A 24,235-nucleotide genomic window follows, 5' to 3' on the forward strand; every position below is an offset into this window, starting at 1 on the left:
CCAATTATAATTAGCCGTCTTTAGCCGTCAATTAAATTTACCATCTCATTCAATATTGAATGGAACATACAGTCCGTATCATTATGGCTAAATTCATTACCGTTTAAATTAACTGTAATTTCTGTTTCATCATTATCCGTCTCGATATAAAGCGTGTTTTTTATCTTAGGATAATTTTCGATCAACACATTTTCAACATGCCTCTTTGTTATTTTATTACTAAGATGAACAGTAATAATGCCCGTCCCTGATAATAAATCATCCATGCCATTTTCAAAAACGTCGGCAAGCATACCTTCAACAAACTGACTCTTAGATACATTACATTGTTCACTTATGCTTTCTAATTTTTCGAGTAAGTCTTCATACATTCTTATCGTACTATTTTTTCGAACTGCGTCTGGTTTGATCTTCATAATATTTACCACGGATTAAGTTAAGAAGAATGCTTTCTTTAAAAATAAGAAATTAATTGAATTTATTATAGCATCATTTTAGTTCAATAAAAGAGTCAATTAAAAGCGTCTATCTGAGTTCGGATTAGGAATATATATAGTGAAACTTATGTGATTTAAATGTTATTTATAAATACAAACAATTGATCACTTATATATATAACAAATAATTCACCACGAAATACCAATGATATCAATGTCTTTATTTCGTTTAACGGTCATTATACGAAATAAAGAGATCCACATTGAATATTATATTGCCAATGGTTAATTCACCAAGTGATGCATAAAATGATTTACCAGTGGAATTTATATGACTTTAATTATTTTATAAAAGTGGGATTAAATATTGCTTGAGTTAGATTTATAAATACAAAGATATAGAATGGATAGTTACATTTAAATTATGTATATATAAATTAATAAAACGCCAATTACCACTGAAATATTATTTCGTACAATAGAGTTTTAGGACTATTTTTTAATATTTACGGATAATCATAGCCACCAAACTACAGATTTCACATACAACACACCAAAAACCCAATGAAAAGTTAAATTAATGATATTAATCAATGTGATAGATGTAAAAATGACTCTTGTGAATGACGTATTTAACACTATTCGAAAGCAAAATTACGACTGTAATTCTATATTTCATCGAAATATAGGTCTTTAACAAGATAATAGACAGCTGTGTTTATATACAGTAATTTATGTACCCCCGTAAAAATGAGACCCAATGGATGTCATTATACGGTTTAAAATAATGTATAAATTGTAATTAGCACACTAAGGCATAGATAAAGACATATTTATCAATGACTTAGCACTTGGTTGTGATGTAATGATTAAATTTCAGTTAATCATTACAATTAAGTGAGATAAACCAGTAGCCTTGATAAATAACGAGATTTAAACCAATATAATGTAATAAATCGCAATATTAGTACTGTATTTTGTGGGATGAATATCTATTTAACGATAGAATGTAGCTAGAATAATGTCCCTATTTAAATTTTCTAGGAATAAGATGACCAATAACCGCCGTGCTGATTTAATCCTTGTCATTACAACAATACTTGCTTCAGCAGGATGGATATTTTCTAAAGAGGCTATTCAAGGATTACCGACTTTTGGTTTCATCGGATTGCGATTTATTCTTGCATCCATACTATTATTACCATTTTGTTATCGAACACTTTTTAACATTAATCGGGCAACTTTAGTTGGAGCCGCGAGTGTTGGTTGTTTTCTTGGTTCTGCAATTTTAATCTGGATTTATGCCATCGCCAATAGTAGCTCACTAGGTGAAGGCGCATTCATCATGAGCTTATCAATGTTGTTTGTCCCTATTATCGCTTGGATTTTTTTTAAAAACAGACCACCTAGAATGTTTTGGTTTTCACTACCCTTTGCAATACTTGGTTTAACTCTTTTATCAAAAGGGAGTAGTTGGACCATCTCAGGTAGTCAAATTTGGTTTATGTTTTCAGCTGTTATGCTTGCCATACAATTTAATTTAAATAGCCACTTTGCACAAAAAATGCCGACACTGGTTCTTACTTGTATCCAACTATTCGTCACCGGTGTACTTGGAGTACTAGTATCACTATTAACCGAAACATGGCCTCAACAAATTGAATTGGAAATTTGGGGGTGGCTTGCGATGAGTGTATTAATCGCAACGAGTTTACGCTATGCCCTTCAGACAGCAGGTCAAAAAAATACGACGACAGCTAATGCCGCCATTATTATGATTTTAGAACCAACCTGGACTGTTTTTTTAAGTATGCTTTGGTATGGTGAAAAAATGGAATTAACAAAGTTAGTCGGTTGCAGCTTAATTTTATTCGCTTTGATAATTTATCGTGCGGGTCCAAAGTTAGCCTCTTTTACCAAACGTTAACGTATTAGTTAATTCATCTGAATATGTCAATATAACCAGTTGTACCTTACATCTACTTACATTACTTAAGGGTTATATCATTGTATAAAACTAGCTAACCTTTATAATGAAAACATTGAAATATTGTATATACACAAACATAAAGGCATAAAAATGAAATCAATTACTGTATTAGGCGCTTTAACTGCGCTAGCATTAACTGCAAGTGTTCAAGCAAATCAAGATGTTTCAGGTTTTTATATTGGTGGCGGTGTCGGTTCTACTGAAGCAAGATTGGAACAAAACTCTAATTCTGTATCTCCTTCAACAGATGGTACAACATTTAAAGTAATCGGTGGTTATCAATTTAACCGCATCGTTGCGATTGAAGCGCAATATACAAAATACGGTAAAGTTGGTAAGGTAGATACATGGGAACCTAAATCATTCTCTGTAGCTGCAAATCTTGGTTATACATTTGAAAATGGTTTACGTCCATTTGGTATTATTGGTTTATCTTCATTAGATTTAGATCAAAATGTTGTCATTATTGAAGATACTGGTTCAGCAGTTCGTTTGGGGGCTGGTCTGGAATACACACCAGCAGCATTATCAGGTGTTAGTTTCCGAGGCGGTTATGAAGGTGATCTATTTATAATTGATAACGGTTATGCTGCTTCTGATACAAATGTTCTTATAGGCTCAGTATACGTAGCTGCAACTTACAAGTTCTAAAAATTTATTCGAGATGATAACAAGCCCTCTTGTTATCATCTCGTTATTAAATGTTATTCTAACAAATGGTATTTCGCTTTAATAGGTTCTGGTAAGTCCGTCTCCCCCATCATCTCAAGTAAACCGATCTCAACACTCCTAGACATCGAATGCAAAGGTAAGTCATTGAAGGATAGACCAAATGGTTGTTCTAACTCTCCACTTAACGCATCCAACCCAAAAAAAGTATAAGCGACAATGGCACTAAAAAGTGGTGTTGCAAAGCCCTGCGAAGCAACAAGTCCAAATGGTAAAATGATACAATATAAATATGCAGTACGCTGTACAAGTAATCTATATGCAAAAGGTAACGGCGTATTCGCAATTCGTTCACAACCTGCTTGTACTGCAGTCATTGATGTAATGTGTTCATCAATACTCTGAACCAAAAAATCAGACAATAATTTTTTATGTCTACAGGTTCCTAACTTTAATCCCATTAACCGTAATATCGAGTCGGGTACATTTCTCGATTTTTTTAATAACGATAAATCTTCTGGTTCTAGATATTTTCCAATATCATCCCAAGGTTCTGAATGGCGAAGATGATGTCGTAATGCATGATTAAAAGCGATAGTCAGGTTTATTAGTCGCTTCTGCATCAGTTCCCCGCCTTCTTTATGATCATCTATAAATGAATATACTTGCCTACCTATGCTTCGTGAATTAACAATTAGCTGTCCCCATAATTTCCTCGCTTCCCACCAACGTTCATAACATGCATTATTACGAAATCCTAAAAATAACGACAGTGCGACACCTAACAGGGTAAACGGTGCGATCGTATATGTCGGAAAAATAATTGGATATTTAAAATGTGCGATTGCAACGAAGGTGCTGAGTAATGTAATAAACAGGACCTGTGGAAATATCAGCGGAATAACCGAGCCTTTAAGAATGAAAAATAGCTTAAATACACTTGGCTTATCACGAACAATCATAATTATCTCGCAAATTACAAACTGAATGTTCATTTACTCGAAATAGGATAGCTAACAAAATGAATACCTTTTAAAATTTAAAAATAGCCTCTATTATAGAGATTAAAAAATAAATGATAATATACTTAATTGGTAATTAATTTATTCCACGTAGTAATAATCAATTGATAATATACACCGCCAATTCAATCCAAAAAAAATAAAACAAAACACAATACTTATAAACACCCAGATATAATTAAATACCTGCGTGGAAATATACAATCTAGAACCACTATCAAACATAGCACTTAAAAATACATATTGAATATTAAATACTTTAGATATGTTGTATGCCTTTGTTATAATTATTCTTTATTATTCCACATGGTTTTCTATTTATTATGTTTACAGCGCTAATAACACCTGACATCAGTGTTTGGTTTTTACTTTCTATTACAATATTTTCATTATTTATTCGCTCTTCTCTTTGGCCCTTCCTACTATCTATAACACTTATTACTGCATATTTTTTAGATCGAATTTCAATCATCGGTATTTCTTTTGTTTTATTCGGGCTTGCTATCTCAATAATAACGAAGAACTATAGCAAAGGAAAAATAGCTGTTATTGGTCATGCAATCGTACTTGCTTGGTCTATTGCCTTGGTATTACATTTAATTCCTGGTTTTAATAACCTGCTGGTACTAGATAAGGTAATAACTGGACCACAAAGCATTCCTTTTACAATGTATTTGAATCTAGATAAACCAATGATTATATTTGCACTGTTACTACTCGTACCTTCGATGATGAGTAACTCTGAATTTTCTTGGTCTAGCCTTAAATTAACCAATACAAAATATTATGTTTTGATAATCGGTTTTATCCTTTTACCTTTACTTGCTTTCTTATTTTCCCTTGTAAAACCAGAATTAACATTACCTGCATGGTGGTGGCTGTTTGCGTTTAATAACTTATTATTTACTTGCGTAGCAGAAGAAGTACTATTTCGTGGATATATTCAGCGACAGCTTGGACAATATATCTCGCCTTGGGTCGGTATTGTTATAACAAGTATATTATTTGGACTTGCACATTTTTCTGGCGGCCCATTCTTTATTTTAGTCGCTACATTGGCAGGTGGACTTTATGGTTTAACCTATCACTGGACCGGTAAATTAAGTGCCGCGATACTAATGCATTTCGCATTTAATTTTGTGCATTTCGTATTTTTTACTTACCCTATTGCTAAATAATTAAATTACTGCGGTAGTCATTTTTCTACAATGAATACTGCAGTACTCGTATTTTCCACTGACATTATTCGTAAATGTAGATAAAATCGCCATAGCACAATTTTACGATTTAACACTGTAAATTGATATTTTTTTCAATTAATTTCGTGTCCTTTCTTATCAAATACTTAGAAATTGAAACCAATCACTTACGACCGGTAAGTATCGAACAGCATAAACTCAACCGCTTGTACTGGTCAAATAATGCCGTTAGTATGCTTTAAAATTCATACAGAGATAGGGCGAGTGTTCATTTGAAAAAGTTATTGCTATGTGTTTTTACATGTACATTTTTAGTTGCATGTGGTGGATCTTCGTCAGCAGACGATGAAACTCAATCGGACCGAGTACCAACACCAGCTCCATTACCAGAACCAACTCCTAAACCGGAACCAACTCCTGAACCAGAGCCAACTCCTAAACCGGAACCAACTCCTAAACCGGAACCAACTCCTGAACCAGAGCCAACTCCTAAACCGGAACCAACTCCAGATCCGGAACTAGACCCAAGTAAGATTCATGATGTCGTACCAAATGTAGATTACAAAAATGCATCTGGTATTATCGATTATATCGATTTTGAGCACCGTCAGAACGGCGAATATACAGCCGGGTTGTTCAATGAAGATTTTAAAAATGAATGGGGAACGATAGGTAGTCTAGCTAAAGTAAATATTTTAGATCGAAATGGTTCAAAGCAGTTAGCGGTAACTCACCCTAAAGGTGAATTTAAGCAAGGTATTTCGAGTGGTAAGAATTTAAATGAACATGGCGAATTGTATTTTTCATATCAAATTACATTTGGTAAAGATTACGACTTCTCTATGGGCGGTAAATTACCTGGATTAGCTGGATTAAATCCGAATTACGATAAAAAACCAGATGGTTGTAAGCCCATCGGTAAAAACCAAGGTTTCAGCTTACGTTCAATGTTTCGTGAGAATGGCCGTGCGATAGGTTATTTCTATCACCAAGATAAGACCAGCACATGTGGTGATGAAATTGATTATCAGCATGAAGGTAATAATTTCTCCTTTAAACGTGAAAAAACATACCTTATCGAACAATATGTAAAAATGAACGACGCAAACCAAGCAAATGGTATTGTGACTATCTACGTAAATGGCTTTAAAGTACTTGAAAAAACCGATATGACGTTATCCGAAAAGGGAGAATATGCAATCAACTATCAATTCTTCCAACTTTGGCATGGGGGTAATAGTGACCGCTGGGCTGTAGATCGTGATTCAACGGCTTATTTCGATGATGTTGCGTTAAGCACACAACCGCTTAGCTATTCAAAATAAACCCCTAAATGATTAATTAAAAATTGGTCTTGTTATCTAACAAGGCCATTTTTTTTCCTGCGTAAATTACATTCAGTGAAAAGACAGTAGCTAAATCAATTTTCCTAAACTAAAAAATATCAAAAGAGAGTCGGAATTGAAAAAATTATTACTTTGTACATTCACTAGTACATTTTTGATTGCATGTGGTGGTAGTAGCACTGATGAAAAAAAACAAACTGGCCCAACAAACCCAGTAAAACCAGTAAAACCACCTATAGTACCACCTATAATACCACCTATAATACCACCTATAATACCACCTATAATACCACCTATAATACCACCTATAGTACCACCTATAGTACCGCCTGAACCAAGAAATATTCATGATATCGTACCAAATGTAGATTATAAAAACGTACCAGGTATTATTAAGTATATCGATTTTGAAAATAGACAAAATGGTACGTATACATCCGCTATGTTTAAAAACGACTTCATTAACAAATGGGCTAGCGTGACTGGTAAAGCGAATATTGTAGATTTAAATAATTCAAAAGTGTTAGCGGTAACCCACCCTAAAGGTCAATACAAAAAGGGGATTTCGGGTGGTAAAGATTTATCTGAATATGAAGAATTGTATTTTTCATATCAAATTACATTTGGTAAAAATTACGACTTCTCTATGGGCGGTAAATTACCTGGTTTAGCAGGATTAAATCCGGATTACGATAAAAACCCAGATGGTTGTAAGCCTATCAGTGAAAACCAAGGTTTCAGCTTACGTTCAATGTTTCGTGAGAATGGCCGTGCGATAGGTTATTTCTACCACCAAGATAAGACCAGCAAATGCGGTGATGAAATTGATTATCAACATGAAGGTAAGAATTTCTCCTTTAAACGTGAAAGAACATACCTTATCGAACAGTATGTAAAAATAAACGATGCAAACCAGGCAAACGGTATTGTGACAATCCATGTAAATGGCTTTAAAGTACTTGAAAAAACTCATATGACATTTTCTGAGAATAGAATATATGCAATCAACTATCAATACTTCCAACTTTGGCATGGGGGTAATAGTGACCGCTGGGCTGTAGATCGAGATTCGACAGCATACTTTGATAATGTAATGTTAAGTGAGATACCTGTAAGTTATAAGCTAAACTAGTAAGAACTTATTGCTCACGTTTAGGATAAATTACTTATGAGATCCACAGTCAAATATGCTCTTACATTGGTGATCTTAAGCTCTTTAGCCGCTTGTGGCGGTTCTGGAGGGAGTACTGGTTCCGGTGATAGTGGCGCTAAAAAACCACCTTCTCAGTTCGAAAATTTCACATCTGCTTTAGCCATATCGCATTTGGATTCAATACCTTGTGCTGACTTTAAACTAGACTCTGCATCCTTTACCCCTCCAGACTTTGTCAAACAATGCTGGACTTTGACTGTACCAGAGGACTACGTTAATCCAAAAAACGGTAAAACAATTAAGTTAGCCATCGCTAAAGCAAACTCAGCTAATAATAATAAAAAAGGCGCGATTGCCTTTTTGCAAGGCGGCCCAGGAGGCTCTGTCATTACAGACTTATGGTTCTATGGTGAAAGTCCTATTCGTGATGAAAATGATATTTACTTTGTTGATCAAAGAGGAACTGGTTATTCATCTCCAGCGCTATACTGTGAGTTTGAAAGCAGTAACGATGAAACAAATATAACAGTTTGTAAATCCAAATTTGAAAATAGAGGCATAGATTTAAACCAGTTCAATAGTAAAAATAATGCTCTAGATTTCATTGTTTTACGTAAAAAACTAGAGGATACCGGAGAGCTCAAAGATAAGTGGACTCTAGTTGGCGCCTCTTATGGTACCAGGTTAGCTATAACAGTATTACGTGAGGAAGATCGCCTGACAAAACAAGGTTTTCAAACAGAGTCAGGGATTAAAGCAATGGTACTTGACGGTGTTTTTCCAATTCAAGTTAACGGGATTAATGACGCTAAATGGGCTAATTACGAAAACTTTAAGCGTATTATTGAGGTCTGTAATCGATCTCTTTCAGTCTGTGACTCAGACACACTAAAAAGTCAGATTCAAAATCAACTTATTGATTTGCCCAAAGAAGATCATCAGTACTACTTAAGTTTATTGCTATCTTTTATGCCCTATGACACAACACACGAGGATTGGAGCGAATACACAATTCCAGCTTTCAGTAGACTACCAATAAGTAAAGTTAAGGAGTTACTTCAGGAACATAAAGAAGAGGTAAACGCAGTACCTGATATACCTGATGATTTTTATGCTACGGGGTTATCTGTAGTTTGTGCTGAAGAATATGGATTTCCTCCTTATTACGAGCAAATGAATACAGAAAGAGCTAACTGGACAAGTGAAGTACAACAAGTCATCGATAATAGCTTTCATATGGAGTTTACCCCTACCGCATGTAAAATATGGGATGTAAAAAAATCCGCTGACGAGGAAGCCTTAGGTGTTAAAAATGATACTGTCCCTGTACTTATTACTCAAGGCGGCAACGATTACCAGACTCCACAAGCATGGGGGAACCTCGTCAAAAAAGATTTTGCAAACAGCCGGGTTATTACAGATGATACGATTGATCATGTTGTTCTATTTTCTGAAAATGGGGACTGTATTCAGCAAAATATCAAAACCTTTGTTGGAGACCCCTCGAAGCTAAACGACCTAGATGTGACTTGCGTCAATAATAAGAAGTTTATTTATAAAGATTAGTCGATATAGCCGTCTGTTATGAATCCTCGCTGACGGCTAATCACACCGTTTTCTCGTGGGTAAAACGAGTTTATCCGAAGTGAAATAAAGTTGTTATTCGAAATAAAGAATTAATCTTCGAGGCGGAATACCACATCAACCTGATCTCGAATAATAATTTTCTCATCTTGATAAGATGATTCAACATTTAGCGCAGAATCCATTGCCATACTTCTCATTAATATTGGACGAGGTTGTGATGATCGGTAAGTGATTTTCCAAACACCATCGACCTTTTCGCCAAACCCCTTCGCAAGTGACTGCGCTTTTTCCTTTGCATCTAAAATTGCAGCTTGTCGTGCCAACTCTATAAATTTAGGTTCATTGCTTACTTTTAGTTCAATATTATTAATATTGTTGATGCCGTCTCCAAGCGCACCATCTAAATAATTATTAAGTTTATCTAAATCTCGAACAGTGACTGTCACCTGTCTGTTTGCACGGTAGCCTATGAGTTTAGGTTTCTGATCTTTCTTGTAGTGATACTCTGGACGCAATGAAATGTTAGAGCTTTCAATATCCGTACGTGCCACCCCTTCATTTTTCAAGCGTCCATTAAACGCGACAATTGCATTATCGACAGCTTCTTTTGCTTCTTTTGCTGTTTTACGCGTTTCAGATACTTGTACAGAGAATACGGCCATGTCAGGTTTAGCAATCACTTCACCCATACCAGTGGTTTCTAAATGAGGAAAATCGACGTTTGCCGCCATCACACCTGTAGAAATAAATGTGCTAGCACTAAAAATAGCCGCGAATAAATGTTTGTTCATACGAATAACCTCTCATTATTGTTATTTATCTACCTTTATAGTCCGACAGTAACAAATTAAAAATTATCCTTATATTTAAAATATATGTACGATTAGAGTGAAATAAGACGGTATAAACCCTTTTTCGTTCATTTATTATACTCGAGTCAACGTCAGCTTTAATATGATCAATTGGACGGAATGTTTAATTTATAGCCTGATTTATGATGAGATTTTCAGCATCTATCATCGATAATGCTTTGTCAAAATAATACCCTTGCGCATAATCACATCCTAGAGTTTGTAATAAATCTCGTTGTGCTAAGGTTTCGACACCTTCAGCTAATACCTTCACATTTAAGACTTTTCCTAATTCAATGATTTTCCTTGCAAACTCTTTATCTAACCTAGATTCACATATATCGGCAACTAATGAGCGATCAATCTTCAACGTATTAAGTGATTTCCGTAATGTTCTAACAAGGCTTAGCGACGAATAACCAGCTCCAAAATCATCGACTGCAACAAGAATACCAAGGCTACGTACAGCTCTAATATTATCGATTAGGGTATCCATATTACTAATTGAAGCAGTTTCGGTTACTTCAATCTCGAGTAAATTTTTTGGGCAACCAGTTGACGTAATTATAGATTCTAACCGGTAAATAAAGTCGATCATTTCAAGTGTTTTAAATGATATATTTATTGCTATTTTAGGGGTGGAAACACCTAATTTTTGCCATTCTACTACTTGGTTACAAACTTGAGTAAATACCCATAAATCAAATTCAAAATGAAGCCCGATGTCTTCCACAATTCGAATGAAGACATCCGGAGGAATATAGCCTAAATCTTTGTGTATCCACCGCGATAGCGCTTCGAAACCCACCAGCTGTTTAGTAGTAAGGTCGTACTGAGGCTGATAATGAATTTTAATGAGTGACTTTTCAATTGCGCTAGGAAGTTCATCAATAATAAGCTTATTGGCCATCAACTCAGGTTTAATCTCGGGTTTAGCAAAGCAGAAATAAGAATGGCTATGACGTCTAGACTCCCTCATTGCGGTCTCGGTCGCATTCTCCATTGCAAAATAACTTTCATACTTAGTATGCTCACTACTAATACCAATACTAAATGATTTATTTATTGTAATACCATTATTTAATACTAATGAGCCTAAAGATAAATCACATAAATACTGGCAAAACATGGTTATATACGCATTAAAATCGGCTGATGATAAATGATGTTTATTCTCGATTAAAATACCATAACGCGCATTAGCCAATCGAACCACCAGCCCATCATCATTCACTGTCGCTTGTAATTTTTTGCCGAGTACAGAAAGGTAATTATCCCCTGTGTCATATCCATAACGAAAGTTGATAGTAGAGAAATTATCCACACTTAGCATCATCAAACGCATTTGTGTATTTGGCAATTTGAATAAATGTGTTGCGCGTGCGCTTATCGCCCAACCATTCGGCAGACCAGTAATAGAATCAATTGATTTATTCTCAATAACGTTAAAGCATAATTTAAACGCATTATCGAATTGACTTTCACTACGACGTTGGCAGTGAAGTTCCACTTTACAACGATGAAAGTTAACATCCATCAGTGTTGCTTTAACAAAGCATCCGGTTTCACTAACGCTTGCAGTTTTCAATAATAGAGAGATATCACTGACAGCTAAGGCTGTGTCACTATCCAAATGCAAATATTCATGTAAGGAGCGATTGATGAGTTCACTTTCACTTATACCCACTAATGTTGAAAACATGCTATTACAAGCATTAATTATATCCTTAGTGACTATTAATACGGGTAAAAACGAATCTTCAATTCCCATCATTCCGCTACTCATCTTAATCGTATTTAATAAAATAGTTACTTTACGCCATACACTTCATGACATATGTTCACATATATACCTTGATCTTTTTAAACAAACAAGCTGTTATAGACGAAATAAACCATGACATATGAAAAAATACATAAGCTTGGCAATGACTTATGTAATCTTACATAGTATTAACTATATGATTTTATATTGATTAGTTGTGATACGATATGATCTTGTATGTAAAACATCCATGATTTTATGACCAATGTAGTCCTATAGGACTGCTAGCTCATCTACTTTGGCCTAAAACACTAAATTTTAACTTATTTTTAGTTTGTCAGGCAAAAAACCAGAGAACGCCGACAGCTTCATTGGGGCCAAGTCAAATGGCTATGATAAAATCATATTAGATCCGTCATTACGACTAAAAAAGTCAGCCAAATTAATAATTTTGCTCTAAAATATTAAGTTATACAGGATAATTATTAAGGATAGTATTATGAATAATAAGCGTCACTTTCAACGGATACTATTTGATCATAATGCCACGCTAACTTGTAATGGGCATCAATGGTCAACAAATGTAATCGATTTATCTTTACGTGGACTATCCTGTACCAAACCAAGAAATGTAAAGTTTAATATTAATCAGCTAATGACACTGTCAATTAGCCTAACCCAAGAACAAGTCATCATTATGGCGGCCATTTTAGTTCATAATGAAGCCCATGTTTTAGGGTTACGTTGTACAAGAATTGATATTAATAGTATTTCAGAACTTCGTCGTTTAGTTCAGTTAAATTTAGCCGATGAATCACTTTTACATCGAGATATAGAACATCTTGCTCACTCGGTCCCCAAATTATAACCAGTTAGTTAATCTAAAGCCGACACCGACTCTCGAAATGTGTTGATCATAATATATAAGGCTTTCGCCGTAGCCATTAAAATATTCGACATAACCAAATAAATGCTTACTCAATGGAAAAGACCAGCCTACTTGTATCGAACTTTTATTATCAGATTTTAAATTATTTCGTAATTTAAAATCCAAGCTATGGCTATAAGGTAATTTCCAAACCATATTGAGATCACCATAACCTAAGTATTTTTCGATATCAGGATTATCATCGCCTTGTGATGAATCCGGTGTTAGCTTTTCGTCTTCAGGTACACGCCACCAGCCACGAACAGCCCAGACAACATCATCATGAGCAAATGCCATTACGGTTCCAACTTCGGGACAAACGGCCAGATTGACCATTAGATTGATGATTTAAAGAGAGTGCAGTGATCGCAACAGGTAATCCAAACAAATCCCAAGGTTCACTATATTGAAATATGATCTCAGGCTCATAATTTGTTTCTCTAAATGGTGATGAACTATCGGAATTATAGGCTTGCCACCAACTCACAGACGTAAAAGCAAGTTGCACGTCAAACCCGGGCGTCATAAAATCTTCTGCAACGATATACTTTAATGACACTTGAAATTTTATTTCTACATCATCAAAATCATATTCGCTATCCAGACTCTTATAGGATTCAGTGCTTCCCTGTGAATAAGTCACCGGTAGAATATAGTTAGGTTTATAGGGGATTAAAGCAAATGGGTTGTTTTCAGCGCTTTTTTCTAATGCCCTACGCTGATGAAGCGGATTCGGTTTAACCTCATGACAAAACGTCCTTAGCGCTTCGACTGTCATCGTTCCCTTTGCAGACGTCACATTCGATGACAAACACGCATTAATTTGATCTTCTTTCTGCTTTTCTGAACTAAAGTAGGCTAATTCATGCGGAAAAGTAAAATGACTGTCTTCAGCAACGGCATAATGAGCCAGTAATAAGTTTGTAGTGAAAACAATCCCTGTTAAATACTTGATAGTCGCCAATCCCTGTAGATATCAATAAATTAGATGCAATCATAAACATATATAACGCGCATAACCATTAAAATAGTCTGATAAAAAACGCCGTAACGATTAATATAATATATAAATATTTGTTAATTTTAAAAACAATAGAGTGTTAAGTGGAAAATTACCTAACCTCTGACATACTTAACTCTGATAGTGGAAAATGTTATATACATGTTCCAGAGCTAACAAATAGAGGTATTTCATGAACAGTAAATTACTCATTGCTGGATTGATTGTAAGTTCAGCACTCATTGGAGGTTGTGCAAATAACGCCGACCTAGAAAATAGTGTTGGTAGCTTGACATCTCAAGTCAGTAAATTAACCTCCCAAGTGAAAATGTTAGAATCTGAACAAGGAAGTATGAAGTCTGGCATTGGATCTAACGCAGCAGCGGCTCAACAAGCTTTGGAAGAAGCACAACGAGCGAACTCACGCATCGATAATATCGCCGCATCTTATAGCAAATAATTAACAACATTGTTTTGTTGTGGTCGATAGATTGGATAGGTTAGCAATAGTGAGCGTTGACCTATTTCCCTCTATTAACGATTCAACCTCATATTAAAGACTGACATTAACAGGTAACCCGTAGTGTAGCAGTAGCGCATTATTGAGGGCATTTTCATCAACCTTATGATTTTCAAATCTATCAATAACCTCAGCCATGTTAAGATCTTCATCCAATGTTTCAGAAGATAAAGGGGTATGAACTTCAACTAAATACTGACCATTTGGTTCAATCGTGAATTTAATTGGCTTATTTATAATCCTTACAGGTTCATTTACCGCTACGCGAGCATATAACAACTCAATGTCATCTGGATTCATTCGAATACAACCCGCACTTATCCTCATCCCAATACCAAAACGTTGATTCGTTCCATGTATGAGATAGTTACTTTGTCCATAAGCAAGTTGCAAGGCGAAACGCCCCAATGGATTATCTTCACCGGGCTCAACATAACGAGGTAACACAGTTTTAAATTTTTCTAGGTACTCGGCACGCGTAGAGGGCGTAGGCGTCCAGATTGGATCTTTGAGCTTCGCTTTAACAAAGCTGTTCATTTTTGGTGTCTTACGCCCTTCCCGTCCAATTCCAACAGGAAATACATGCACGATGTTTTTGCCTTGAGGAAAGTAGTATAGTCTGAGTTCAGGTAAGTTAATCACAATCCCTTTATATGGCGCGTCAGGCAACAGCATGCTGGTTGGTAACTCAAGCACAGTTCCTGGTTGGGGTAAAAAGGGATCAACAGTCGGATTCGATGCCATTAACGCCATCATTCCAACATTGTATTGCTGCGCAATCGCATGCAAATAATCCCCCTCTTTCACTGTATATTGTATCTGCTGACCAATCAGCCTTGAACCGAGTATGGGCATAGCGTAAGGTTGAGAATAAACAGGTTTAGCCCATAGAATGACAAGAATAAAAAAAATTGATAGACGGTTAAGATTCAGCTTTAGGTTGACCATACTTACACCCTAGATAAATAGCTTATAGCGTAAGTATAAGCCTATTAGTATAGAGATATTCTCAATTTTAGTTTCTTCGACGATATAGCAGTAAACCCGTTAATATAAGTAGGAATGAATAACCCACCCCCCCCCCTTTTTTACTTTGTGGTAGTGCTGCCACTTCAATCGTAAATATATCTTGTGTAAAAGAAGACGCCGGTTCTGTATATACGCAAATTTTGTTAATCTCATCTACAATCCAGTCATGAACGCTGCTAACTTGGGTGTAAACATCAGGTAATGAATTTAAAGCACATTGTTGTGCATTACCAAAGCTTACGACACCTGCTAATCGGTAACCGCGATCATTATCGCTTATCGCATTTTTATCTTGCCATATGAGCGGTCCGCCAGAATCACCACTGCAAGAGCCTTTATTATATGCATTTGCACAAATAAAACTTGTTTCAAAGCCCGACCAGCCCCAAGCGAGGGCACAGGTATCATCAGCGATGCCATCAAGCACTATTTTTTGTAAAATGTTCGTACTTTTTGTACCATCAGTGGATGTACGCCCCCAACCGGATAAGACCAAATTATTCCTAACTCCATTACCAAACTCTAAATCTACATCCACTTGCAATGCGTCATTCATTAACCTAATTGCTTGTGCAGGTAACTCTACAGGTGAAGATAAGTGAAGTAACGCAATATCCCCAGTGTTAGATGACTGATCATATAGTGGATTAGCAATGACCTGTATGACTCTGTTACTCGACATTTCATCCTTAGATGACCGATCTATCCCACCGGAGTAAACGGTGAGTTGGTCTGCATGAACAGGACTAAACACTGAATTGCTCACAAATCTATTTATGCAATGAGCAGCGGTGACAACCCACCTGTCAGCCACTAACGTACCACCACAAGCATAGGTGGTACCGCCCTTTTCTATCTCTAAATATATCTGCCAGGGTAATTCCAATACTTTCTCATCAACACCACCAACTACAAAGGGTTTAATCTCGGGGGGGGGCGTTTTGATATCGGTCTCATTAGCATATGCACCTAATGAGACCGATAAACCGGCCATTACTATTATTTTCGCTAGTATCAAAATTCGTCTCTCTCAAATTTGCCTTCATACTATTCGCTATGTACACATTGTAATGAGTGTTCCACTCTTATTTATTATAACCAAGTATTCTATATCCAGAATAAATAAACCCCACACAGATCACTTTATGAATTAAATAAAATAATTTTAACGACATTTTATGTCAACTAGTGTAAATAGTAACCAAAGGCAATTGACGCCCACGACACCATTGCTATGATGCAGTTACGTAAAATACGCGTACGACATTTGTATTAATTGAAGGGATATAATGAAAAATATTTTAACTGTTCTAATGATGGTATTCGCTTTCTCATTAGCGGCGCCTGAAGTACACGCTAAAAAATTCGGTGGCAGTAAGTCTTTTGGTAAGAGCTACAAGACAGCACCACAGAAACAAACGCCTGCGGCTGCAACACCCGCTAAACAAGGTATGAGCAAAAAAGGCATGCTAGGCGGTATGTTAGGCGGCCTACTTGTTGGTGGCTTAATCGCATCTATGTTTGGTGGTGCTTTTGAAGGTTTCCAATTCATGGACATGATTATCATGGCCGGTGTTGCCTTCTTATTATTCCGCTTATTCAAAGGCATGATGCGCGCAAAAGCAGCATCGCAACAAGGTTCACCGCAAACTGCATCTGGTCCAGCATTTAGACAAGAAGAAGCACCAACACCAACGGATGCAACGTTTAACACTGCAAGCCAAGGCGGTTTTTCTGGTTCAAGCAATGAAGTTCCATTTAACCTACCTGCAGACTTTGATTTAACAAATTTCTTAAGCGGTGCGCGTAGTCATTATAAAACACTACAGAAAGCTTGGAATGAAAATGATTTAGAAACAATCCAAGAATACGTATCAATCGAGTTATACAATGAATTACGTGTTCAACGTAAAGAACTTGAAGGCGAGCAACATACAGAAGTCATGTTCCTTGACGCAGAGTTAGTACGTGCTGAATCTACCGCATCACTTTCGCAAGTAAGTGTTAAATTTAGTGGTCGCTACCGCGATGGCCATGAGGAAGTAGAAGCAGACATTAACGAAGTGTGGCATTTAGAACGCAATCTGACTCAAGAAAATGCACCATGGTTAATTACAGGTATCGAGCAATAATCACGCTTATTACCGAGTTTAATATTAAAAAGGCGGCTAATCACCGCCTTTTTTGATCACTAAAATCAATGATAATGTCTATCCGTGTTTGGATCTAGCGAATTAAAGTTAACACTGCTATGATCCGCGCATAAACGAAAACTACAGGAATTCAAAACCATGGCATCATTACAAGAACAGCTTTTAAAAGCTGGTTTAGGCGATGAAAAAAAAGCGAAAAAAATCCGCAAAGAAAAAAATAAGAAAAATAAAGCGGTACGCAAAAATCAGGCAAGTGCAGACACTAGCCTACAAGATGATATTAAAACCAAAAAAGAAGCTCAAGCACAATTAGATGCTGACCGTAATAAAGCGATTCAAGAGAAAATAGAGCTTAAGTCCGAGCATGGCAAAGTGAAGCAAATGATTCAGCAACTGCATATCACGGATTTCGCTGGTGAATTGTCATTTAACTACGTGCTTGATAACAAGGTTAAGACACTATCTGTCGATCAACCAAGCTATAACGCATTAACTCGAGGTCAAATTGGCTTATGTGTGCTTGAAGGTAAATCCTATGTTATGCCGAGTATTGCTATCGACAAGATTAGAGCCGTTGATGAAGCATACGTACTGGTACTGAATGAAAACACCGCAACGGAAGTTGAAGAAGACGACCCGTATGCTGATTTCCAGATTCCTGATGATCTAATGTGGTAATAAAAGATTATTAATAATGAGTCCTGCTAGCCCCTAACGTGTATCACTTATACACACTTTTATGGGGTTAGTTTTGGACTATCAATCGTAAATGTAACGACTTATAAAATGATAACCATTTTTGTTAACGCCGTCAGTTCTGGTTATTAATCCCGCTTAAAACCACCAATTTACGACAACCTGTGAATAATCCTATCTGTTTATACGACAATCTCATATAATTTAACTATCTACCTTCCAATGAGTGATAGCCTTGTTAATTGAGAAAATTGTTGCTGATAAATTAGTCCCTGTCTTTGATCTTGGTTCGCGCTGTAAACTCGATGAGTTTGATACAGTAAAGCGAGACCAGTTATACCCTCAAAATAATAAACTATTCGCATTATTCCACAATACAGTAAGCGCTAAACTACTTGTAGCAACCGATTTTGAAGGCTTTGAACACACCAAATCATTCTCAGATATGTTGTCCTCTATGTCGACTAAACGTGCTAAATCCATTTGTTATATCGAAGATGTAACAAAAATAGGACGTGCACACGCATTTGAAATTTGGCGAGATAAAACAGTCTTGTTCAAGCAAGTTATTGACAACATCATTGCAACAGGCAAATGTGCGGACGAACAGTTAAACTCCTGTATCATTAAACCCTACCCGAGTCTTGTACCACTGTTATTAAACCTTAATGAGTTTAATGTTGAACACGCATTTAAGATCCTTACCAATGGCGAGACGGCAACCTCTAATCTCGTTGATGCAAGTAACCTTACCCAAACCACTTTATTTGGTAATCAAGACACGCTTTATAAAAACGGCAGTTACAGCAGTAATGTCGCTCAATTAACGCCTGGCCTAATACACCAAGCTCATGGTGGTTATATCCTTATCAAGATTGATGAGTTAATTAACAATCCCGACCTATGGTATCAATTAAAAGCGGTAATTAAACAAGGTACTTTGGATTGGCGTTCAAGTAACCAAGCAGTACAAACTGAATTAAAGCCAGATCCAGCCCCAATCGATATAAAAGTCATTTTACTCGGTGATCGACTCGCTATTAGCCAGTTAGCTGAAGGTGATAGAGAACTGTCGAGTATGACGAATTCATTTATCGATTTTCCTGCTGAGTTTAACGTCTCAGATCAAAATATCGAAAAATACATCGGTTATATTAAATCATTAATCACTGAGTCTCAGTTACTTCCCTTGTCTTCAAGCGGGCTAACACGTCTACTGCAACTAAGCAGTCGTTGGTGTGAACATAATAACTACCTTAGCTTAAATGAATCAAAATTAATGACATTGTTGAGCTATTGCCATCATGTGGCCTCTGAACAAAAGTTAGACATGATTGACCGTGATACCTTAAATACCGTGTTAACACTGCAACATGAAGCGTTAAATACGCACATTCGATTGAGTAACGAAGGTATTATCGAAAAACAAATTATTTTAGAAACCAATGGTGCTAAAATAGGTCAAATAAATGGTTTATCTGTTCTTGAAATAGATGGTCACCCTGAAAGCTTTGGTGAACCCATTCGTATTACAGCAACAGGACATTTAAATGGTGACGGTGATATTTCAGACGTTGAGCGCAAAGCCGAGTTAGCGGGTAATATACACGCGAAATCCATGATGATTATTCAAGGGTTTTTTACACACACTTTCGCAAAGCCACTACCACTTCCAATTAGTGCCAATTTAGTATTTGAACAATCCTATGGTGAAATTGATGGTGATAGCGCGGCATTAGCTGGCACCTGCGCATTACTCTCGGTGTTAGCACAGATACCGATTGCACAAAACCTCGCGGTTACGGGTGCAATAGACCAATTCGGTAATGTGCTTGCTGTCGGCGGGATTAATGAAAAACTGGAAGGTTTCCTGCGTATCTGTGAATTAAACGGACAAACCAATATGGGCGTTTTAATTCCAGCCGCGAATAATGTAAACTTAAATTTAAGTGATAAACTCATCACTGCAGTGAACAAAAATCAACTGGCAATCTATCCTATCACGCACATAGACCAAGCCATTGAACTGTTAATGGGCACCAAAGCCGGTGACCTTGATAAAAAAGAAGGTATCTATAGTATAATTCAGAAACTAGCCGACGATATTGATGATAGACTAGAAGACGATGAGCCTGTTTTTGTAACCAAACTTAAACAATTGTACGCTAGAATAACCTTTAAACAGGGACGTAACAACTGATTGGACTTGTTTGGCGTACAGATGTACGCTAAGATGATTCCAAGATAACAAGGACATTATTATGATAAACGAATTAGAGGTTCAAGTGGTACCTATGTCAGCAACAGAACGCAACAGCTTCAATAAAGAAGATCTAGTTAAATGTGGTAACGGTGAATTATTTGATTCTGAGATTCGTCTTCCAAAAGACAATATGCTAATGATGGATCGCATTCTAAACATTGACAGCACAAGCGGTGAATTCGGTAAAGGCGAAATCATTGCAGAGCTAGATATTACTCCTGATTTATGGTTTTTTGACTGTCACTTTGACAGTGATCCTGTTATGCCAGGCTGCCTAGGCCTAGATGCAATGTGGCAATTAGTTGGCTTCTTCCTAGGTTGGAATGGCGCTAAAGGTAAAGGACGTGCACTGGGTGTAGGTGAAGTTAAATTCACAGGTCAAGTATTACCAACAAATAAAAAAGTTACTTATAGAATTGCCATGAAGCGTGTTGTACTTCGTCGTTTGGTAATGGGTATTGCTGACGCTGAAATGCTTGTAGATGGTAAAGTAATTTATACTGCAAAAGATCTTAAAGTAGGCTTATTCCAAGATACAAGCGTATTTTAGTTTTTTGCAAAGCATGTAATTAAAAAAGCCCCCTTTTGAACTGATCCCGTTAAGTTGGACATTTTAGTTAAGCGGCTTGTAAGGCCTGGTTTCGATGTTCTATCGGAGTCAGGCCTTTTAATTTGACCTTGATTCGTATTGTATCACTCGATGTACTCGTCGAGATTTTCTATTAATTCATCAGCATTTTTTTACTATTGCCCACTTTTCGTTTGGCTTTGTAGCCTTCATATTTCGCTCAAGTATATTGGGTGCCGTTGTTCCAGCCTTTGCACCGTTCTATGGTTTAGCATAATGCCTTGTCTTACTAAGCGTTAGGTAAATCGACTATAGCCGTATATGGCTGACGGTTGGCAGGCTATGTATTAATTCAAAGTGCTTAGAGAGAAATTCTATTTATAGCACTAAAGATAACACTATCTTTTCGGAAGGTAAGCAGACTGGCTATAACATTCAACTTCTCAATAAGAAGATAGTTCCTCTTGATATGCGAAATGATGGTTGGGAATGGCATTTAAAAGATGATGAGTACATCGTTTTAGGTGACAATCGAGATTTTGCTAACGATAGCCGTTATTTAGGCATCATTAATAAAGATGATATTATCAGCGTTGTGGACTTGGAAATGTAAGTTAACGCCAAACTAAATTAAAAAGTCCTTCCTATTTATCGTATCAGAGTAATTAGAAAAACGTCTTGGGTATGAAGGTTGGACTGATAATTAAGTTAATAGCTTTCTTTCAATATTTTGCCTCGCAAAGTTTTTACGTGCATTTAATACAACATAACCGCCCTTGCCTTTTGGCCGACCGATCACACCACCCAGCATGCCGCCCCATAAGATTTTCGTATTACCTATTTTAGTACGCCATCGGTGACCAGCCATGAAGCTTATGATTTATAGAATGGCTTCCTCACGGCCTTACGCCATGAAGCCGTTGTTATTGGTTTTGACCCTGCGCGAACGCGAGACATTGCTTCGGTCGTGGTCTTGAGTTTACCGCTTGGCCCTGACGATAAATTCCGTCTGTTGGAATTATTGAATCTCAGTGGTAACGGTTTTGAAACCATGGCCAGTTAAATTAAAGAGCTCACCCTTAAATATCATGTGGTTCATATCGGTGTTGATACCACTGGTAGATGAAGGCTCTGCAATGGTTGCCAACAGTTTTATTATTTGCCACACAAACGCATAACTTTACTACACTTCATACACATAGATACAATTCAATAAAAGGTGCGAATATGTTTAAACATTTATTGGTTGAGTTACTTAAAAAGAATAAACAGCTTTGGCAACATTTGGAAGAATGCGATAAAGAGTCAAAAAAAATGCGTAGACAAGACCGGTTAAGGAGTTAATTCATATTATTCACCAACCAGCCCTAACCAACGTCTTGTTAGCTTTACATTACACCTGCGTATAAAACCAGTTCACTGTTCTTCTCGTTAAATTGATCCATAATAAAAAGCATATTGCTGCTGAAATGGCAGCATCGATTACGACTGCAGAAGGTGACCTTAAATTGGCTAAGCTGGACGCAGAAGCTAAACGCCTGGCTAACCAGGAAGGTAACGATGCTGATTATGATCTGCAGGTATTGCGGTTTCAACGCTGGGGTTGATGCGTTTGTTTCGGGCGTTTTGGGTGAAGAAGGAAACTAAAGGGGCTGGTTAGCCCTTGGTAAAGCTGATATAGATAAGGTACTCAAGATTATTCTAATTTTTACAACAACATCGCTAAATTTAGACTAACGCTACGAACGACTTATGGAATCCGATTGACTTTTATGCCCCTCAGTAAACTCTTTGTTATGCGTGTTTTTCCTCGAGCACTATGTTTAAGCCTTCACCAACACACGGTGGTTCAAAATACTGAGTGACGTGATAAAAAACTGCCTCTGTATCAAAGTGTGCTCGCTCTGGTTGTTCAAGGCGACGCTTTCCAATTTGAGACAAACACTGTTCGTCACTTAAGTTAAGATATAAAAGTTCGTGGTCACAGCCCAATTCATTACAAAGTGACGAGAACCACAATCTCTGCTTCACCGTGTTTGCAGGAAAATCCATGACAACATTTACCCCAACTTTCAAAAGACTTTGGAAATGATTTTTGATAAACGGTTTGATTAAGTTAGAGTACTTGATGTAGTCATCAAACGACTGAATTTGATTCGGAAAGTGAGCGGCCAACCATTCATCTTCTGATATTAAAACAGCATCATTTTCGATAGCCACGACCTTGGATTTCGTTGACTTACCCGCTCCCATCTTGCCACAGAAGAAGAACAGCTTTCCCTGACTTTTCATATTGTCTCTTTTTACGCATTACGCCCAATAATAGATGGCTAAAATGTAGAATGAAGCGGAACCGGGCAAACGGTTAACAGTCCCACTTTAAATTATTGTTATATGCCGACTTAACTCGGATTTATTTTTGATGTTAAAACATGGTCTTGCCATGAGCCAGATATTTTTAAATATGACTTTGCCATTCCTTCTTTCTGGAAACCTAGCTTGTCCAATAATTTCCCAGAACGGATATTTGATGGTATATAATTAGCCATAACTCTATGTAGATTGTATTCAGTAAAGACATACTGTATTGATGCTTGAAGCATTTCAAACATTAAACCTTTACCTTGCTTCTTCTCAGAGATTGAGTAGCCAAGATTGCAAGCTTGAAAAACACCATGAACTATATTTGAAAATGAACATAAACAAATAATTTCAGATTTACTTTTATCAAAGGCAACAAGAGAAATTGAAGAGCCTAATTGAAAGTCTTTGAAGTTTAATTCTACACGTTCTTTTGTTTTTTCTAAGCCAAAATATTCTGTGGTTCTTGTTGGCTCCCACGGAGATAAATGGCTACGATTATTACTTTCATATTTGACGAGTAATTCAAAATCGTCAGGATTTAAAACGGAAATAATCAAGTTTTCAGTTTCTAACTCAGGAATCAATTTCAAATCAAATACCTCCTAGGTATATAACGCTTGAGCGCTTTGTTGGGTGTTTACTGACAATACTCGTGACTATATATTCAATAAGTAGGGGCCAATCAGTAAGGTCAA

General features: G+C 36.6%; 26 protein-coding genes. 14 read left to right on the forward strand and 12 right to left on the reverse strand.

Translation table 11 applies throughout. The annotated features are described in order from the left end of the window. Positions 1–20: 20 nt before the first annotated feature. Positions 21–416, reverse strand: a complete 396-nt coding sequence (locus AKG98_RS17955) for a ribbon-helix-helix protein, CopG family (protein ID WP_067049139.1) — start codon at positions 414–416, stop codon at positions 21–23. A gap of 1,072 nt (positions 417–1,488) precedes the next feature. Between AKG98_RS17955 and AKG98_RS17960 the strand changes: the two genes are divergently transcribed. Both AKG98_RS17960 and AKG98_RS17965 read left to right on the forward strand, forming a co-directional pair. Further along, positions 1,489–2,364, forward strand: a complete 876-nt coding sequence (locus AKG98_RS17960; RefSeq protein ID WP_067049142.1) for a DMT family transporter — start codon at positions 1,489–1,491, stop codon at positions 2,362–2,364. Between the two features lie 153 nt (positions 2,365–2,517). Next, a complete protein-coding gene (locus AKG98_RS17965; protein ID WP_067049145.1) occupies positions 2,518–3,078 on the forward strand; it encodes a porin family protein in 561 nt (186 codons plus the stop codon). Between the two features lie 53 nt (positions 3,079–3,131). Here the strand turns inward: AKG98_RS17965 and AKG98_RS17970 are convergent, their stop codons facing one another. Beyond that, positions 3,132–4,058 carry a bestrophin family protein gene (locus AKG98_RS17970; RefSeq protein ID WP_067049298.1) on the reverse strand — a complete coding sequence of 309 codons (927 nt, stop codon included), beginning with the start codon at positions 4,056–4,058 and terminating at the stop codon, positions 3,132–3,134. A 383-nt stretch (positions 4,059–4,441) separates the two neighbouring features. Between AKG98_RS17970 and AKG98_RS17975 the strand changes: the two genes are divergently transcribed. The 4 genes from AKG98_RS17975 (at position 4,442) to AKG98_RS17990 (ending at position 9,382) form a co-directional block, all read left to right on the forward strand. Continuing rightward, on the forward strand, positions 4,442–5,296 hold the full coding sequence (locus tag AKG98_RS17975; protein WP_067049147.1) for a CPBP family intramembrane glutamic endopeptidase: 855 nt from the start codon (positions 4,442–4,444) through the stop codon (positions 5,294–5,296). Between the two features lie 293 nt (positions 5,297–5,589). Beyond that, a complete protein-coding gene (locus AKG98_RS17980; RefSeq protein ID WP_067049150.1) occupies positions 5,590–6,642 on the forward strand; it encodes a polysaccharide lyase in 1,053 nt (350 codons plus the stop codon). 136 nt (positions 6,643–6,778) lie between these two features. Beyond that, positions 6,779–7,795, forward strand: coding sequence for a polysaccharide lyase (locus tag AKG98_RS17985; RefSeq protein WP_067049153.1), 1,017 nt, complete (start codon positions 6,779–6,781; stop codon positions 7,793–7,795). 36 nt (positions 7,796–7,831) lie between these two features. Continuing rightward, on the forward strand, positions 7,832–9,382 hold the full coding sequence (locus AKG98_RS17990) for an alpha/beta hydrolase (protein WP_067049156.1): 1,551 nt from the start codon (positions 7,832–7,834) through the stop codon (positions 9,380–9,382). A gap of 110 nt (positions 9,383–9,492) precedes the next feature. Here the strand turns inward: AKG98_RS17990 and AKG98_RS17995 are convergent, their stop codons facing one another. Further along, complete coding sequence (locus tag AKG98_RS17995; protein ID WP_067049159.1) at positions 9,493–10,194, reverse strand: oxidative stress defense protein; 702 nt, start codon at positions 10,192–10,194, stop codon at positions 9,493–9,495. A gap of 184 nt (positions 10,195–10,378) precedes the next feature. Then, the gene (locus tag AKG98_RS18000) at positions 10,379–12,028 is read right to left on the reverse strand and encodes an EAL domain-containing protein (protein ID WP_228140351.1); all 1,650 of its coding nucleotides are present in this window, start codon (positions 12,026–12,028) and stop codon (positions 10,379–10,381) included. Positions 12,029–12,518: 490 nt separating this feature from the next. Here AKG98_RS18000 and AKG98_RS18005 point away from each other — a divergent pair, with 490 nt between their 5' ends. Then, positions 12,519–12,887 carry a PilZ domain-containing protein gene (locus AKG98_RS18005; protein WP_067049162.1) on the forward strand — a complete coding sequence of 123 codons (369 nt, stop codon included), beginning with the start codon at positions 12,519–12,521 and terminating at the stop codon, positions 12,885–12,887. On the opposite strand, the gene AKG98_RS22880 is transcribed toward AKG98_RS18005, so the two are convergent. Continuing rightward, the gene (locus tag AKG98_RS22880) at positions 12,882–13,244 is read right to left on the reverse strand and encodes a phospholipase A (RefSeq protein WP_255358671.1); all 363 of its coding nucleotides are present in this window, start codon (positions 13,242–13,244) and stop codon (positions 12,882–12,884) included. The two genes, AKG98_RS18005 and AKG98_RS22880, sit on opposite strands and share 6 nt — an antisense overlap. Further along, positions 13,228–13,911 carry a phospholipase A gene (locus AKG98_RS22885; RefSeq protein WP_255358672.1) on the reverse strand — a complete coding sequence of 228 codons (684 nt, stop codon included), beginning with the start codon at positions 13,909–13,911 and terminating at the stop codon, positions 13,228–13,230. Before AKG98_RS22885 ends, AKG98_RS22880 begins: the two co-directional genes overlap by 17 nt. Positions 13,912–14,140: 229 nt before the next feature. Between AKG98_RS22885 and AKG98_RS18015 the strand changes: the two genes are divergently transcribed. After that, a complete protein-coding gene (locus AKG98_RS18015; protein ID WP_067049166.1) occupies positions 14,141–14,407 on the forward strand; it encodes an Lpp/OprI family alanine-zipper lipoprotein in 267 nt (88 codons plus the stop codon). A gap of 93 nt (positions 14,408–14,500) precedes the next feature. Here AKG98_RS18015 and AKG98_RS18020 read toward each other — a convergent pair whose 3' ends face one another. Together AKG98_RS18020 and AKG98_RS18025 are read right to left on the reverse strand one after the other, a co-directional pair. Continuing rightward, positions 14,501–15,415, reverse strand: coding sequence for a L,D-transpeptidase family protein (locus tag AKG98_RS18020; RefSeq protein WP_083544011.1), 915 nt, complete (start codon positions 15,413–15,415; stop codon positions 14,501–14,503). A gap of 67 nt (positions 15,416–15,482) precedes the next feature. Continuing rightward, the gene (locus tag AKG98_RS18025) at positions 15,483–16,490 is read right to left on the reverse strand and encodes a serine protease (protein WP_228140352.1); all 1,008 of its coding nucleotides are present in this window, start codon (positions 16,488–16,490) and stop codon (positions 15,483–15,485) included. 295 nt (positions 16,491–16,785) lie between these two features. On the opposite strand from AKG98_RS18025, the gene AKG98_RS18030 reads away from it, so the two are divergent. The 4 genes from AKG98_RS18030 to fabA all read left to right on the forward strand — a co-directional run bounded on the left by AKG98_RS18030 (position 16,786) and on the right by fabA (position 21,158). Further along, the gene (locus tag AKG98_RS18030; protein WP_067049169.1) at positions 16,786–17,628 is read left to right on the forward strand and encodes a Tim44 domain-containing protein; all 843 of its coding nucleotides are present in this window, start codon (positions 16,786–16,788) and stop codon (positions 17,626–17,628) included. Between the two features lie 159 nt (positions 17,629–17,787). Then, positions 17,788–18,327, forward strand: a complete 540-nt coding sequence (locus AKG98_RS18035; RefSeq protein ID WP_067049171.1) for a DUF2058 domain-containing protein — start codon at positions 17,788–17,790, stop codon at positions 18,325–18,327. 244 nt (positions 18,328–18,571) lie between these two features. After that, the gene (locus AKG98_RS18040) at positions 18,572–20,545 is read left to right on the forward strand and encodes an AAA family ATPase (RefSeq protein ID WP_228140353.1); all 1,974 of its coding nucleotides are present in this window, start codon (positions 18,572–18,574) and stop codon (positions 20,543–20,545) included. 94 nt (positions 20,546–20,639) lie between these two features. Then, entirely contained in the window at positions 20,640–21,158 is a 519-nt protein-coding gene (gene fabA, locus AKG98_RS18045; RefSeq protein ID WP_198155565.1) for a bifunctional 3-hydroxydecanoyl-ACP dehydratase/trans-2-decenoyl-ACP isomerase, read from the forward strand. A gap of 67 nt (positions 21,159–21,225) precedes the next feature. Here the strand turns inward: fabA and AKG98_RS23040 are convergent, their stop codons facing one another. Beyond that, positions 21,226–21,324: an IS3 family transposase gene (locus tag AKG98_RS23040; RefSeq protein ID WP_369814935.1), complete on the reverse strand. Its 99-nt coding sequence runs from the start codon at positions 21,322–21,324 to the stop codon at positions 21,226–21,228. Positions 21,325–21,501: 177 nt separating this feature from the next. On the opposite strand from AKG98_RS23040, the gene AKG98_RS22755 reads away from it, so the two are divergent. Further along, positions 21,502–21,789: a S26 family signal peptidase gene (locus tag AKG98_RS22755; RefSeq protein ID WP_228140354.1), complete on the forward strand. Its 288-nt coding sequence runs from the start codon at positions 21,502–21,504 to the stop codon at positions 21,787–21,789. A 90-nt stretch (positions 21,790–21,879) separates the two neighbouring features. On the opposite strand, the gene AKG98_RS22340 is transcribed toward AKG98_RS22755, so the two are convergent. Then, entirely contained in the window at positions 21,880–22,044 is a 165-nt protein-coding gene (locus AKG98_RS22340; protein ID WP_157534162.1) for a hypothetical protein, read from the reverse strand. Between the two features lie 601 nt (positions 22,045–22,645). Between AKG98_RS22340 and AKG98_RS22010 the strand changes: the two genes are divergently transcribed. Continuing rightward, on the forward strand, positions 22,646–22,783 hold the full coding sequence (locus AKG98_RS22010; protein ID WP_369814933.1) for a hypothetical protein: 138 nt from the start codon (positions 22,646–22,648) through the stop codon (positions 22,781–22,783). A 187-nt stretch (positions 22,784–22,970) separates the two neighbouring features. On the opposite strand, the gene AKG98_RS18050 is transcribed toward AKG98_RS22010, so the two are convergent. Beyond that, complete coding sequence (locus tag AKG98_RS18050; protein WP_067049179.1) at positions 22,971–23,468, reverse strand: ATP-binding protein; 498 nt, start codon at positions 23,466–23,468, stop codon at positions 22,971–22,973. A gap of 110 nt (positions 23,469–23,578) precedes the next feature. Further along, entirely contained in the window at positions 23,579–24,130 is a 552-nt protein-coding gene (locus tag AKG98_RS18055; RefSeq protein ID WP_083544012.1) for a GNAT family N-acetyltransferase, read from the reverse strand. Positions 24,131–24,235 lie beyond the last annotated feature (105 nt).

It is taken from the genome of Moritella sp. JT01 (assembly GCF_001574435.1).
Classification (GTDB): domain Bacteria; phylum Pseudomonadota; class Gammaproteobacteria; order Enterobacterales; family Moritellaceae; genus Moritella.